Below are 13,408 nucleotides of genomic sequence, written 5' to 3'. Positions count from 1 at the left end.
CGCGTCGCGTCGTGCCTCCGTGCGCGGCACACCACCCACTGGGAGTGCACCTGCATGAGCCTGTTGAAGAATTCGTCCGATCCGCTGTTGTTGGCCACCGACCTGGACGGCACGTTCCTGGCCGGCGATCCGGTCGCGCGCAAGCAGCTGTATCACCTGGTCGACGCCCATCCCGGCGTGAAGCTGGCGTGGGTCACCGGGCGCGGGCGCGAAGCCATCCTGCCGCTGCTGGCCGATCCCGGCCTGCCTACGCCGGACTACCTGATCTGCGACGTGGGCGCCACCGTGCTGCGCACCGCGGACATGCAGCCGATCCAGCCGCTGCAGTCGCGGATCGAAGCGCGCTGGCCGGGCGAGCACGTGGTCGTCGATGCGATGCGCCGCTTCCCGATGCTGGTGCGCCAGGAAGTGCCGCAGGAGCGCCGGTGCTCGTACTACTGCCACCCGGAGCAGCTGTCGACCATCCAGGCCGAGGTGGAAGCCGTGGCGGCATCGCTGGGCTGCGAGGTGCTGTATTCGGCCGACCGTTACCTGGACATCCTGCCGCGCGACACGCGCAAGGGCAGCACGCTGACGGCACTGGTGGCCGAACTCGATCTGGAACACGGCCGCGTGCTGGTGGCCGGTGACACGCTCAACGACCTGTCGATGTATGGGGAAGGCTTCCCCGGCGTGTGCGTGGGCGACTCCGAGCCCGCGCTGCTCGCTGCCACCGCCGGCATGGACCAGGTGCTGCACGCGGAGGCGCCGGGCTGCGGCGGCATCCTGCAGGCGATGGCGCACTTCGACCTGCTGCGCGCCGACGATTACGCGCCGCCGACGCACGCGCCCGGCAAGGCGGAACTGGTGATGGTCTACCACCGCCTGCCGTATGAAGAACACATCGTCGACGGCAAGCGCGTGCGTCGCCCACACAGTTCGCCCAACGGCATCATTCCCAGCCTGCTGAGTTTCTTCGGCGAGGGCCAACCCGGCTCGTGGGTGGCATGGACGGTGGACGATCCGAAGGGCCCACCGGTGGAACTGCACACGCCGGTGGATGCGGAGCGCTACCCCGGTCTCACCGCCACCCATGTGCCGTTGACCAAGCACGAGGTGGACGTGTTCTACAAACGCTTCTCGAAGGAGGCGTTCTGGCCGGTCATCAACAGTTTCTGGGAACGCGCGCGCTTCAACGAGGACGACTGGGCGCTGTTCAAGCGCGTCAACCGCCGCTTCGCCGAAGCCGCCGCCGCGGAGGCCGCGCCGGGCGCGACGGTGTGGCTGCACGACTACAACCTGTGGATGGTGCCATCGGTGCTGCGCGAGCTGCGCCCGGACGTGAAGATCGCTTTCTTCCACCACACCCAGTTCCCGTCGGCCGACATCTTCGCGATCCTGCCGTGGCGGCGCGAGATCCTCGGCAGCCTGATGGCGTGCGACTACGTGGGCTTCCACATCCCGCGCCATGCGGAGAACTTCACCGACGCGGTACGCAGCACGTTCCCGGTGGAAGTCACCGCGCGCGCGCAGTGCGCGCCGCGCTTCCTGACCTTCGGCTGCGCGGTGGGCGTGGAGGACATGGCCACCGAACTGCGCATCGACGGGCGCACCGTGCGCATCGGCGCGCATCCCATCGGCACCGACGTGGGCCGCATCCAGGCGTGCCTGGAAACGGAGCAGGTGGCCGAGGACATCGCACGCATCCGCGACGAGATCGGCAGGCGCAAGCTTGTGCTGTCGATCGAGCGGCTGGACTACACCAAGGGCATCCTGCAGAAGCTGCACGCGTTCGAGCGCCTGCTCGACGAGTCCCCGGAACTGCAGGGCGAAGTGACGCTGGTACTGGTGTGCGTGCCGGCCGCGAAGGAGATGACGGTGTACCGCCCGCTGCAGCAGCAGATCGAACAGGCGGTGGGCCGGATCAACGGGCGGCTGTCGCAGCTGGACTGGACGCCGGTGCGCTTCTTCGCGCGCGTGCTGCCGTTCGCCGACGTGGTGGCGCATTACGCCGCCGCCGATGTCATGTGGATCACGCCGCTGCGCGATGGTTTGAACCTGGTGGCGAAGGAGTTCGTCGCGGTGCAGGGCCTGGATGGCGGTGACGGGGTGCTGGTGCTGTCGGAATTCGCGGGTGCGGCGGCAGAACTGAAGGGCGCGGTGCTGACCAATCCGCATGATCCGGCGGATCTTGCGCGTGCATTGCGGCACGCGCTGGTGATGACGCAGGGCGAGCGCGAAGACCGCCAGCGCAGGCTGTACGACATCGTCCGCCACTACGATCTGTCGCGCTGGGGCAGGGAGTTCCTTGCCGCAGCGCGGGGTTTGGAGGACGAGGTAAACGCGGAAACGCGGACGGCCATCGCGGCTTAATGCATTTACCTTTGACTCGTCGCGCGCCTGCATCGATAGTCGTGCCACACACGGGACAGGGAGACCCTTACATGCGCAACCTGCTGGTGCGGAGCATGGCCTGGATGCTGATCGCCGCGACGGCGCTGGTGCTGTTCGGCCTGCTGCAGATGCCCGAACTCTGGCTGGGCGGCGGCAACGGCTGATCCTGCCGCCGCCAAAAGAAAACCCGACCAATGAGGGTCGGGTCTGAAGGGGGAGTCCCCGGCTCCGGCAGTGCTGCTTGCTCAAGGCAGCGCCCGTTTCCTTTGCAGAGCGGCCTTTCGTGGCCTGCGCAGGGCGTGCTGCCGGGGACGCGAGCATCGTCGTCCAAAGCCGTCACATTCGCCGTCGGTCGTCGCCCCGATGTGCTGTAGGAAAAATCCTACCCGCTCTCCCAGCTGCGTTGTCAGGCGAACAGTCCGTTGATCGCGCCATAGCCCATGGCGCGGGGATCGGGCAGGGTGGTGTGGTCGTCGCGCAGGAATTCCTCCACCTGCACACCCAGTCGCCCGTACATCGATTCGGCCAGCGCCGAGCCGGTGCTGATGCGGCGCACGCCGAGACGTTCCAGCGCGGCGAGATCCTGCAGCTGCGGGCGCAGCATCACGTTGAGCGGCATGCCGCAGCGTGCGGCCAGGGTGGCGATGGCATCGGTGTCGACCAGGCCAGGCACGAACAGGCCATCGGCGCCGGCTGCGCGGTAGGCCTCGGCGCGTGCGAGGGTTTCGTCGATGCGCGCGGTTTCCGCGACCAGTCCGCGCAGGTAGACATCGGTGCGCGCATTGATGAAGACGTCCAGTCCCTGCGCGGCGCAGGTGGTTCGGATCGCGCGGATCTTGGCGGCGAGGAGTGCAGGCTCGCCTGCGCCGTCTTCCAGGTTGATGCCGGCGGCGCCGGCCTGCACCACGCGCATCACCGTGCCGGCAGCGGTGGCTGGATCGTCGGAATAGCCGCCTTCCACGTCGACGGTCAACGGCACATGGAGGGCGCGCACGATGCCGCCCACGGCATGCAGCAATGCGTCAGGCTGGAGGCGGTCGCCATCCGGATACCCCTGCGCCCATGCCAGGCCGGCACTGGTGGTCGCCACGGCCGGGGCGCCAAGGTGCTCGATCAGGCGTGCGGTGCCGGCATCCCACGCGTTGGCCAGGCGCAGCAGGCCCTGCTGATGGAGCTGGCGGAAACGGGTGACGGCGTCGGAGGGGGCGGTCATGGGCGGCAGCCGGCATTGGGATGGGCATACAGGGTGCCATGCCGTCGCGCCGGCTACTCGCCGGATGCGGTCGTCAATGCCGCCATCAGGCCCGCAATATCAGGCGCAGAGCCGCCAGCCATTGAACAGGCGCCAGCGGCCATCGCCGCCCTCGATGTTGATGGCGTAGTCCAGCCCTTGCTGGTGGCGCTGATTGGCGAGTCTGACTGCGTAGCCCAAGGCCGCGCCGCGGCTGGCGAAGTGCAGGGGCGGGGACTCGTTGATGGAAAGCTCGTAACTGCCGTCGTCGGCAGCGTCGTGGAACAGGTCGAAAGTCATCATGGCGGCTGTGGGGAAGTGCGCGTGCCTGACTCGAAACTACGCAGCGATCCGTGAGGTGGATGCGAATCCGCGCCCGGGGCCGTTCGCCCGGGTTCATCGATGTCGAGCCGGCGTCATCAAACCGTGCGCTGCAGCTGAACGCCGTACACGCCGTCTTCGCAAACGCCAACGTAAAACGTCGCCAGTGGTCGGGCAGGCGGAACCACCCCCTCCGTCCCCCGCGCAACCCTGCTTCCGAGCCGCAAGGCTGGCACCCAGGGCGCCACGAGAGAACCGAACGCAGCGCTCCGGACACCCCCTGTTCCTTGCTGCGCCTGGCGGTGGACCGCGAGTCCGACACCGTCGCCGCCCGAAGAGCCAGGCGTGTTCTCGTCCAGATGCAAACGGGCCCTGCAGGGCCCGTTTGCATGTGTGTTGGGGCAGACGCGCTCAAGGCGCGGGAGCGGCGTCCCAGGCACGCAGTCCCGCTTCCACCACGCGCAGCGCGTCGTCTACGCGGGCACGGTCCAGTTCGGCCGTGGTGTCGCGCGGGCTGTGGATCACCTGCATCACCTTGGGCATCCGCTCGGGCTTGGCACCGCCGAACACCGTGAGGATGGAGTCGATCTCGTCGCCGCCGACCAGCGAGAACGACACTGCCGGCCAGCCCGCCTTGAGGAAGGCGAGGTGGTCGGTAGGCGGATACTTGTCACCGGGCTGGAAGCCGAGCTTCTCGTGCTGGCTGGCAACACGCAGGGCGGCCACCAGGGGCGTGCCGGCGTCCGGCGCCATCATCCATAAGGTATCGCCCCAGCCGAAGACATCGAAATTGACGTAGAGCGCGGGCTTTTCGCGGCCGGGCGTGGCGACCCATGCGCGCGAGCCCAGCAGACCCTTCTCTTCGAGATCCCAGAACGCGACCTGCACGCGATGGCCCGCAAGGGGCTTCGTCTTCAACGCCTGCGCCAGTTCCAGCACGGCCGCCACACCCGAGGCGTTGTCGGTCGCGCCATGGCCCACGTCCACCTGATCGTAATGCGCGCCGATCAGCAGCAGCGGCGCCCCGTCGGGGCCGCCGAGATCGGCGACCAGGTTGTGGCCGGACTGGCCGTCATGCTCGAACGCCTCGCGCTTCCACGCGATGCCCAGGGCGTCGAGCCGTCGGCTGATCGCATCGCCTCGCGCCGTGGTGTCGGCGTGCGCGCTGACATCGCCGACCTGCGTGTGCCAGCGATCGGAGACACCGTCATCGGCCCAGGCGGGCGTGATGGCGGCGAGGGAGAGCAGCAGGGCGGCGCGGAGATGCGGACGGATGCCGGGCATGTCGGATTCCTTTGGGAAAGCCGGAGTATGCCGCAGCGGATGCGCGTGCCGGATGTGGCTTCCTGCATGTGCGGGTGCGACAACCGATAGAATGTTAATTGCGCGGCGATGGACGGCCACCTACGCTCGAACCGTACCTCAAGGCATCCGTGTCCCATGACGATCCGCGTTTTCCTCATCGACGACCATGCCCTCGTGCGCACCGGCATGCGACTCATCCTCGGCACGGACACCGACATCGAGGTGGTGGGCGAAGCGGAGACCGGCGAGGCCGCATTGCCGATGGTGCGCCAGCTCAAACCGGACGTGGTGCTGTGCGACCTGCATCTGCCGGGCTACAGCGGTCTTGAAGTTACCGAACGCATCGTGCGTGCCGACATGGGCGTGCGGGTGATCATCGTGTCGGTGCTGGAGGATGGCCCGCTGCCGAAGCGCTTGCTGGAAGCCGGGGCGTCGGGTTACCTCGGCAAGGCGGGCGATGCGGCCGAACTGATCCGTGCCGTACGCGACGTATCGCGCGGCAAGCGCTACCTGGGCAGCAACGTGGCGCAGAACCTCGCTTTGCATACGGTGGGCGGCGATGCTTCGCCGTTCGATGCGCTGTCGCCGCGGGAACTGGAAGTCGCCATGCTGCTGACGCAGGGCCTGCGCCAGGAAGAGATCGCCAAACGCCTGAGCCTGAGTGCGAAGACGGTGAACACGCACAAGACGCGGCTGTTCGAGAAGACCGGCGTGCAGGACACCATCGCGCTGGCGCGCCTGGCGGCGCAGTGGGGACTGATGGATCCGTCGCGCGCGCTCTGAGCGGGCAGGCGACGCATCCTGCGGTGGGGATTCGCCAGCTCTTCCGTGCCGTCATTCCAGCGAAAGCTGGAGTCCATTGCGAGCATGCGGGTGTGCGCTCTAACGCGCAGGCTACGCCTTCGCTTTCATCGACGCGGTGCAGGTCTGCAGCGAATCCAGCATGGTGTCGGCAAGCTGCGCGGCACGTGCTTCCAGCGCAGTGCGAGATTCGCCTTCTGCGGGCACGCCAAGCACGGCGATTTCGTAGCGGCTACCGCCGTGCATGAACAAGCGATGGACCGAAAGCGAGTACAGCGGTTCATCGGGTACGTTCAGCAGGGGACGCGTGACCGGGAACGGGCCGTCTTCGTTGCCGCCTTCGATGTTGAGCAGGCGCATCTCCACGGTAGGACCGAAGGTCGATATGCCGGTGCCGACCACATAGCGCTCCGCGGAGGTGGCCGCGCGGATGGCCAACGCATTGTCCTGCTCGCGTTGCAACTGTCGCGCGTACTCGTCGGAGGCCGTGCGGCCATTCGGCAGGGTGGAGGTCACCACGTGTCCATGCAGACCGTTGGTGTAGGCCAGCCGGTAATACGAGATCGCGCCACCCTTGAGGGTGCCGTACACGACGTTCTCGATGGGGCCGGCGTCGGGCATGTCGACACAGTACACATCCATGAAGGTCTGCTTCAACAGATGTTCCCGCGTGTTGTCGGAGCCACGCACGATCACCGGGCCTTCGGTCCAGGTGTAGACCTCGCGGGACTGGGCGCCGGCAGTGCTGGACAGGCATGCAAGCAGTGCGATCGCTGCTCGGCTCAGGGTGAAGGACGAGGCGACTGACTTCATGACAGGCATCCATGCACTGGGAACATGGAGGGACTGTAGTCGCATCGTTCCACACTTGCCAACCCGCGCGATAGGGGAGCTGAAACGACACTGGCCGCTCGCGCGGCCAGTGTGCTTTCACTTCTTCGGGAGCGCGAAGCGTGTCAAACGCTGCGTTCTTCCGAAGTTTCGTCGTCCTGCTTGTCGTCGTGGGCGATATCGTCCGCCGGTTTGACCGGCGTCACCACCGGCTCGAACAGGCTGCGCGTCACCGATGGTGGCGTGTCGGCGTCGGCGACGAAGAACAGCGAACCGGTTGCCGGCACGCTGGCCGGCTTCGGGGCTTGCTGCGGTGCGGGGGCGGCCACGGCCACCTCGACGGGCGCGACAGGTTCGCTGGCGGCTTCGTTCACCGCGTCGACCAGGTCGATCTGCACGGGCTCGCTGCGCAAGTCGGTCACGGGAGCTTCGGCGGCGGGAACCGCCTCGACGACGTCCGCCACCGCGACAGGCGCTTCGATCTTCCGCACGGGTTCGGCGGCGATCTCGGCCTTCACCGTCTCGACGATGGCGACGGCTGCCGGTGCTTCTTCCTGCACCGTGGCCGTCACCTCGGGCTGGGCGAGTACGGCCTGGGCCTTCACGTCCTCGATGACATCGGCCGCCAGCGCGGCCTCGACCACGACGGGGGCGGGCACGTGGACAGGCGTCGACGCCTGGGGCACTTCGGCCGCCGGGACGTCTGCCATGACAGCCACGGCCGCGACCGGCGCGATGGCAGCCGGCGCGGTGCGCTCACGTACCGGCGCATCGATGGTCTGGGGCTTCGGCTGACGGGGAGCGGCGACGGTCGGCTCTTCGTCATCGAAATCGAACTCGGGCTGCGAACGGTCGGCCACCGGGGCTTCGTCATCGCTGCCGAGGTCGTCGACCGACAGGCCTTCTTCGCCGGCGGCGGCGCCTTCGCCATTGCCACGGCGGCGGCGGCGACCGCCACGACGGCCGCGACGGCGGCGGCTGCCACCTTCGCCACCATCACCAGCATCCGCAGCGGCGTCCGGGTTGGCCGGGGTTGCCAGGCTATCCGTCACGTCGGTGTCCAGGGCCGGTGCGTCGATCGGCGAGACCAGAGCGGGCTCGACGACAGCTGCCACGCGGGTGGTTTCAACCACGGCAGCCACGGCCGCCGTTGCGATCACGGCATCATCAACACCCGGGGCAGCAGACTTGGCCGTCTCCTGCTGGGGCGTGCGCGGCGCGTTCGACTGGCGCTGGCCTTCCTGCTTGCCGGGCTGCGCCTGCCGGGGCGCCTTTGGCTGTGGAGCGTTGCCCTGGGCATTCAGCTGGCCGCCCTGCGCTTTCTGCGGCTTCTGGGCCTGCTGTTCATTGCGCGGCTTCTGCTGCTGGGCATTGCCGTTCTGCGCGTTCTGGCCCTTGTTGCCGCGTTCGTCGCGGCGGCCACCGTCCTGCTTGCCGCCACGACCCTGGTTCTGCTGGCCACGGGCGTCGCGGTTTTCACGACGGCCGTTGTTGCGGTCATTGCGTTGGCGGTTGTCCTGCTGCGGACGTGCCTGCGGTGCGGGCGTGGTGGCCTCGCTGCCGCCGAGCAGGCGCTTGAACCAGCCGATCACGCCGCCGCTGGTGGGCGCCGCCACTGCGACAGGCGTGGCGACCGGAGCCGGTGCGGGGGCCGCCACCGGGGCTTCGCGCTCTTCGCGTACCGGGGCCGGCTGCGCGTGCTTCACGTGCGTGACCGCCGGTGCGGCCGGGATGTTGAGCTGGGCCTTGGTCAGCGCATGCACCGGCAGCTTGCGCTGGGTGCCGCGGTGGTAGCTGGGCTTGCTGCTTTCTTCGCCGAGCTCGTTCTCGCGGATGCGGGTGACTTCATAGTGCGGGGTGTGCAGCGCTTCGTCGGCGACGATGATGACGGGTGCGTCGTGGCGCTGTTCGATCTCGCGCAGCGCGCTGCGCTTCTCGTTGAGCAGGAAGTTGGCGATCTCGAGCGGGGCCTGGATCAGCACCTGTCCGGTGTTGTCCTTCATCGCATGCTCTTCGGCCACGCGGATGATCGACAGCGACAGCGACTCGACGCTGCGCATCCGGCCATGGCCTTCGCAGCGCGGGCAGACGATCTGGCTGGACTCGCCCAGCGACGGACGCAGGCGCTGGCGGCTCATTTCAAGCAGGCCGAAACGCGAGATGCGGCCGATCTGCACGCGGGCGCGGTCGTACTTGAGCGCGTTCTGCAGCTTGTTCTCGACTTCGCGCTGGTGCTTGTTGCTCGACATGTCGATGAAGTCGATCACCACCAGGCCGCCCAGGTCGCGCAGGCGCAGCTGGCGGGCCACTTCCTCAGCCGCTTCCATGTTGGTGTGGAACGCGGTTTCCTCGATGTCGCCGCCCTTGGTGGCGCGCGCCGAGTTGACGTCGATGGCGGTCAGCGCTTCGGTCTGGTCGACCACGATGGAGCCGCCGGAGGGCAGGCGGACGTTGCGCTCGTAGGCGCCTTCGATCTGCGATTCGATCTGGAAGCGGTTGAACAGCGGGATGTCGTCCTTGTACGCCTTCAGCTTGCGCAGGTTGTGCGGCATGACCTGCTGCATGAACTCGCGGGCGGTTTCGTACAGTTCGTCGGTGTCGACCAGGATCTCGCCCACGTCGCTGCGCAGGTAGTCGCGCAGGGCGCGCACGATCAGGCGGCTTTCCTGGTAGATCAGGAACGGGGCCGGCTTGGTCAGCGCCGCTTCGGCGATGGCCTTCCACACGCTCAGCAGGTAATCCAGGTCCCACTGCAGCTCTTCGGCGTCACGGCCGACGCCGGCGGTGCGGATGATCACGCCCATGTCGTCGGGAATGGCCAGCGCATCCATCGCCTTCTTCAGCTCGGCGCGGTCGTCGCCTTCGATGCGGCGCGACACGCCACCGGCGGTGGGCGAGTTGGGCATCAGCACCATGTAGCGGCCGGCCAGCGAGATGAACGTGGTCAGGGCGGCGCCCTTGTTGCCGCGTTCGTCCTTGTCCACCTGGACGACGACTTCCTGGCCTTCCTTCAGCAGCTCGCGGATGCCGGCCTTGTTGTGGTCGACGCCGGCCTGGAAGTAATCGCGGGAGATTTCCTTCAGCGGCAGGAAGCCGTGGCGGTCAGCGCCGTAATCGACGAAGGCGGCTTCCAGGGAGGGCTCGAGCCGGGTGATGCGGCCCTTGTAGATATTGGACTTCTTCTGTTCCTTCGACGGCTGTTCGATATCGATGTCGTACAGGGTCTGACCGTCGACGATGGCCACGCGCAGCTCTTCGGCCTGCGTGGCGTTGATCAACATGCGTTTCATTGTGCGTTCCTCGCGCGCTGCTACCGCGCGGAACGCCATGGAGTTTCGCTTCTGGAACGTTGCACCACCCCTTGCGCAGGCGCAGCGGGGCAGATCGGGTTTCCAGCGCTACGACACCACGGCAGGCCGCGGGAGCGCTTCTTCTAATAGGTGTTGCGGGACCGGCGGCAGCTTCCCTGGTGAGGTGGCGCCGCGCGGGACATGTTCAGCCACAGGTACCGTCACGTACCCGGCGGTATCCGGGCCTGCCGATCAGCCGCTAACATGGCCGCCCCTGGGGCGGTGGCCGCGCACTTGCCGGAATCGCGGGGAGACGGGCTTCTGGCCCAACTGCAACTCCCTGCGAAATCAAACCCTTATCTCGCCCGCCGAGTGTAACAGAATGAATGCTTCCAACCCCACCCCCCCTTCCGACAAGCCGGCTGCGGGTGCCAAAAGCGCCGTGCGGACGGTCACGGTGCCGGAGGACCGCGGTGGGCAGCGGCTGGACAACTTCCTGCTCGGCCAGCTGAAGGGTGCGCCCCGCAGCCTGGTCTACAAGCTGGTGCGCAGTGGACAGGTGCGGGTGAACGGAGGTCGGGCCAAGGCCGAGCGCAAGCTGGAGGGCGGGGACGAGGTCCGCATTCCACCCGTCAGTCTCAGTGACGCTGGAGAAAAGGCCGCGCCGCCGGCTGGCTTCCTGAAGCGGATGGAAGCCGCCATCGTCTTCGAGGACGAGCGGCTGCTGGTCATCAATAAACCCACGGGCGTGGCCAGCCACGGCGGCAGCGGCATCAGCCACGGTGCCATCGAGACGATGCGCGCGCTGCGGCCGAACCAGGCGCTGGAACTGGTGCACCGACTGGACCGCGATACCTCCGGCCTGCTGGTGATGGCCAAGAAACGGTCGGCCCTGTCCGAACTGCAAGCATTGCTGCGCGAGGACAGCGAGGACGGTACCCGTGCCATCGAGAAGCGCTACCTGACGCTGCTGGTCGGCCGCATGCCCGATGGTGTGATGAGCGTGGACGCGCCGCTGCACATCGGCCTGCGCCAGGGTGGTGAGCGGCACGTGCAGGTGCATCGCGACGGCAAGGCGTCGTTGAGCCACTTCCGCGTGCTGGAGAGGCGGGGAGGGCATTCGTTCTGCGAAGTACGCATCGAGACCGGCCGCACCCATCAGATCCGCGTGCACGCGCAGCACATCGGTCATCCGGTGGCGGGCGACGACAAGTACGGTGACCCGGCCGTCAACAAGCGCCTGCGCGAGCAGGCCGGCCTGAAGCGCCTGTTCCTGCATGCCGCGTCGTTGCAGTTCGCGCTGGACGGCGGCAGGACGCCGTATGTGCTCAGTGCCCCGTTGTCCGACGATCTTGCCGAGGCACTGGAACGGCTTGGCTGACCGACCGCGTCAGTGCCAGAGGCCGAGGACGAGGCCGAACAGGGTGAACTGCAGCGTGTGGTAGCCGGCGTCGATCAACCAGAGTCGCGCACCACGCTGCGCGAACAGATAGTTGATGCCGAAGCTCGCCGCCACGAAGCAGAAGCCGACCAGCGCGCCCCGGCAGAGTGCGGTTGTCAGCGCCGGCTGCGGTCCGATCTAAGGATGCGAACACGCCGGCTGCGAGCAGGGAAAACACGAACGCGCCGCCAAAGATCTTCGCCGGATGCCCCTGTTTCTGCGGGTCCATGCCCGCCGCCTTATTCCACGTCTTGCCGAACAGCGGTCCATACCAGATGCCGCCCGGCAGGAAGCTGCAGGCCGCTGCCGCCAGCACCGCCCAGCCATTGATCCCTTCCATCGTCACGACCCAACGGCCTGCGTCAGCCCGAGGTGCCCTGGGCGAAGCAGCGGGTCGGCTTTTCCAGCACGGGCGGAAACGTCACCGGCACGGTGATGGTGTGGCTGACCGGCTTTCCGTTGCGCGTGGCGGCGCGGAACTTCCAGGTCTGCACGGCTTCGAGCGCCGCCTTGTCGAGGGCGGCGTTGCCGCTGCCCTGTGCCTGCGAAACGCGCGATGGCACGCCATCCTTCTCGATGGTCACGCGCAGCACGGTGGTGCCGCCCTCGCTGTTGCATTCGGCTTCGGGCGGATACGCCGGGGGCGGCGTGTCGGTCGCCGCAAGTTCGGTGGGCGGAATGGTGGGCATGGGCGCTTCTTCCTGTTTCGCGCATGCCGCCAGCACGAGCGCGGTGAGCGGAACCAGGAAGCAGAGGCGGGCGTTGCGCAGGTTCATCAGGACTCTCCCAACAGGGCGCTGGCCTTGGCCGCGCAGATGAAGTCGTTCTCGCTCAGGCCGCCGACATCATGCGTGGAGTAGCGCACGACGGCGCGGTTGTAATGCACGCCCAGGTCGGGGTGATGGTCCTCGGCGTGCGCGATGAAGGCGAGCGCATTCACGAACGCCATGGTTTCGTAATAGTTGTCGAACGGGAACGTCCGCGACAGGGCATGGCCTTCTTCCACCAGCTCCCAGCCCGGCACCTGGGGCAGCAGTTCGGCGACGCGGGCAGGGGGCAGGCGGTGCTCGCTGCCGCGCAACGGCACGCAGTGCGCGCGGGCGAGAGGGACAAGGTCGGACATGGGATTCTCCTGCGTTGCGGCCAGTATGAACAAAGACCGACGACGGGCCGGTGAATGTGAATGCCTGTCGGGCAGGGGGCTAGAATACCCGCATGATCCAGATTTCCGACAGCGCGCAGGCGCACTTCCGCAAGCTGATCGAACGCGAGGCGCTGCCCGGCCTTGGCGTGCGCCTGAGTGCGGTTCATCCCGGCACGGCGCAGGCCGACGCACGGCTGGAGTTCTCCGAGCCGCGCGACCTGGCCGGCGATGAATGGGCCGTCGACTGCGACGGTTTCACGCTCTACGTCGACGCCGGCAGCGTGCACTGGCTGGATGGCGCCGAGATCGATTACGTGATGAAGGGTGCAAGCACGCAGCTCACCATCAAGGCGCCGCGCATCAAGGGCGAGGCGCCCGGCGATTCCGCTTCGGTGGTCGAACGCGTGCGCTGGGTGGTGGACAACGAGATCAACCCGCAGCTGGCGTCCCACAAGGGGCGTGTGGCGGTGGAGGAAGTGGGCGGCGATGGCGTGGTCTGGCTGCGCTTCGGCGGTGGCTGCCACGGGTGCGGCATGGCCGATGTCACCCTCAAGCAGGGCATCGAGAAAACGCTGATGGCCCGTGTGCCCGGCGTGACCGCGGTGCGCGACGCGACCGATCACGGGACCGGCGAAGCGCCGTACATCCCACGCGGCAACGCCGCCTGACGG

12 protein-coding genes are annotated in these 13,408 nt (G+C 67.6%); 4 read left to right on the top strand and 8 right to left on the bottom strand.

The annotated features are described in order from the left end of the window. Nucleotides 1–54 precede the first annotated feature (54 nt). On the top strand, nucleotides 55–2,352 hold the full coding sequence (gene ggpS / locus FB548_RS10785; RefSeq protein ID WP_255470502.1) for a glucosylglycerol-phosphate synthase: 2,298 nt from the start codon (nucleotides 55–57) through the stop codon (nucleotides 2,350–2,352). Nucleotides 2,353–2,779: 427 nt separating this feature from the next. Here the strand turns inward: ggpS and FB548_RS10780 are convergent, their stop codons facing one another. From FB548_RS10780 to FB548_RS10770, 3 genes are all read right to left on the bottom strand, one after another. Further along, entirely contained in the window at nucleotides 2,780–3,586 is an 807-nt protein-coding gene (locus FB548_RS10780; RefSeq protein WP_142124785.1) for an isocitrate lyase/phosphoenolpyruvate mutase family protein, read from the bottom strand. Nucleotides 3,587–3,685: 99 nt separating this feature from the next. Continuing rightward, nucleotides 3,686–3,907, bottom strand: a complete 222-nt coding sequence (locus FB548_RS10775) for a hypothetical protein (protein WP_142124784.1) — start codon at nucleotides 3,905–3,907, stop codon at nucleotides 3,686–3,688. A 429-nt stretch (nucleotides 3,908–4,336) separates the two neighbouring features. Then, nucleotides 4,337–5,209: a M28 family metallopeptidase gene (locus tag FB548_RS10770; RefSeq protein ID WP_142124783.1), complete on the bottom strand. Its 873-nt coding sequence runs from the start codon at nucleotides 5,207–5,209 to the stop codon at nucleotides 4,337–4,339. A gap of 156 nt (nucleotides 5,210–5,365) precedes the next feature. On the opposite strand from FB548_RS10770, the gene FB548_RS10765 reads away from it, so the two are divergent. Further along, nucleotides 5,366–6,013, top strand: coding sequence for a response regulator (locus tag FB548_RS10765; RefSeq protein WP_142124782.1), 648 nt, complete (start codon nucleotides 5,366–5,368; stop codon nucleotides 6,011–6,013). A 111-nt stretch (nucleotides 6,014–6,124) separates the two neighbouring features. Here the strand turns inward: FB548_RS10765 and FB548_RS10760 are convergent, their stop codons facing one another. Together FB548_RS10760 and FB548_RS10755 are read right to left on the bottom strand one after the other, a co-directional pair. After that, nucleotides 6,125–6,844 (bottom strand): hypothetical protein, encoded by a 720-nt coding sequence (locus tag FB548_RS10760; protein WP_142124781.1) that lies wholly within the window; start codon nucleotides 6,842–6,844, stop codon nucleotides 6,125–6,127. A 143-nt stretch (nucleotides 6,845–6,987) separates the two neighbouring features. Next, nucleotides 6,988–10,152, bottom strand: a complete 3,165-nt coding sequence (locus FB548_RS10755; protein WP_142124780.1) for an Rne/Rng family ribonuclease — start codon at nucleotides 10,150–10,152, stop codon at nucleotides 6,988–6,990. A 382-nt stretch (nucleotides 10,153–10,534) separates the two neighbouring features. On the opposite strand from FB548_RS10755, the gene FB548_RS10750 reads away from it, so the two are divergent. Then, the gene (locus FB548_RS10750) at nucleotides 10,535–11,533 is read left to right on the top strand and encodes an RluA family pseudouridine synthase (RefSeq protein ID WP_142124779.1); all 999 of its coding nucleotides are present in this window, start codon (nucleotides 10,535–10,537) and stop codon (nucleotides 11,531–11,533) included. 9 nt (nucleotides 11,534–11,542) lie between these two features. On the opposite strand, the gene FB548_RS18990 is transcribed toward FB548_RS10750, so the two are convergent. From FB548_RS18990 to FB548_RS10735, 3 genes are all read right to left on the bottom strand, one after another. Continuing rightward, nucleotides 11,543–11,713: a DUF1761 domain-containing protein gene (locus tag FB548_RS18990; protein ID WP_255470524.1), complete on the bottom strand. Its 171-nt coding sequence runs from the start codon at nucleotides 11,711–11,713 to the stop codon at nucleotides 11,543–11,545. 242 nt (nucleotides 11,714–11,955) lie between these two features. Then, nucleotides 11,956–12,369 carry an energy transducer TonB gene (locus tag FB548_RS10740; RefSeq protein ID WP_142124777.1) on the bottom strand — a complete coding sequence of 138 codons (414 nt, stop codon included), beginning with the start codon at nucleotides 12,367–12,369 and terminating at the stop codon, nucleotides 11,956–11,958. Further along, nucleotides 12,369–12,716: a 4a-hydroxytetrahydrobiopterin dehydratase gene (locus FB548_RS10735; protein WP_142124776.1), complete on the bottom strand. Its 348-nt coding sequence runs from the start codon at nucleotides 12,714–12,716 to the stop codon at nucleotides 12,369–12,371. The genes FB548_RS10740 and FB548_RS10735 overlap by 1 nt, the downstream gene beginning before the upstream one ends. Nucleotides 12,717–12,808: 92 nt before the next feature. On the opposite strand from FB548_RS10735, the gene FB548_RS10730 reads away from it, so the two are divergent. Next, nucleotides 12,809–13,405 carry an NfuA family Fe-S biogenesis protein gene (locus tag FB548_RS10730; protein WP_142124775.1) on the top strand — a complete coding sequence of 199 codons (597 nt, stop codon included), beginning with the start codon at nucleotides 12,809–12,811 and terminating at the stop codon, nucleotides 13,403–13,405. The last annotated feature ends 3 nt before the right edge of the window (nucleotides 13,406–13,408 follow it).

It is taken from the genome of Pseudoxanthomonas sp. 3HH-4, assembly GCF_006716465.1.
Lineage (GTDB): Bacteria > Pseudomonadota > Gammaproteobacteria > Xanthomonadales > Xanthomonadaceae > Pseudoxanthomonas_A.
Note: the sequence above shows the minus strand (reverse complement) of the source record. Positions and strands in the feature narration are given on the sequence as shown.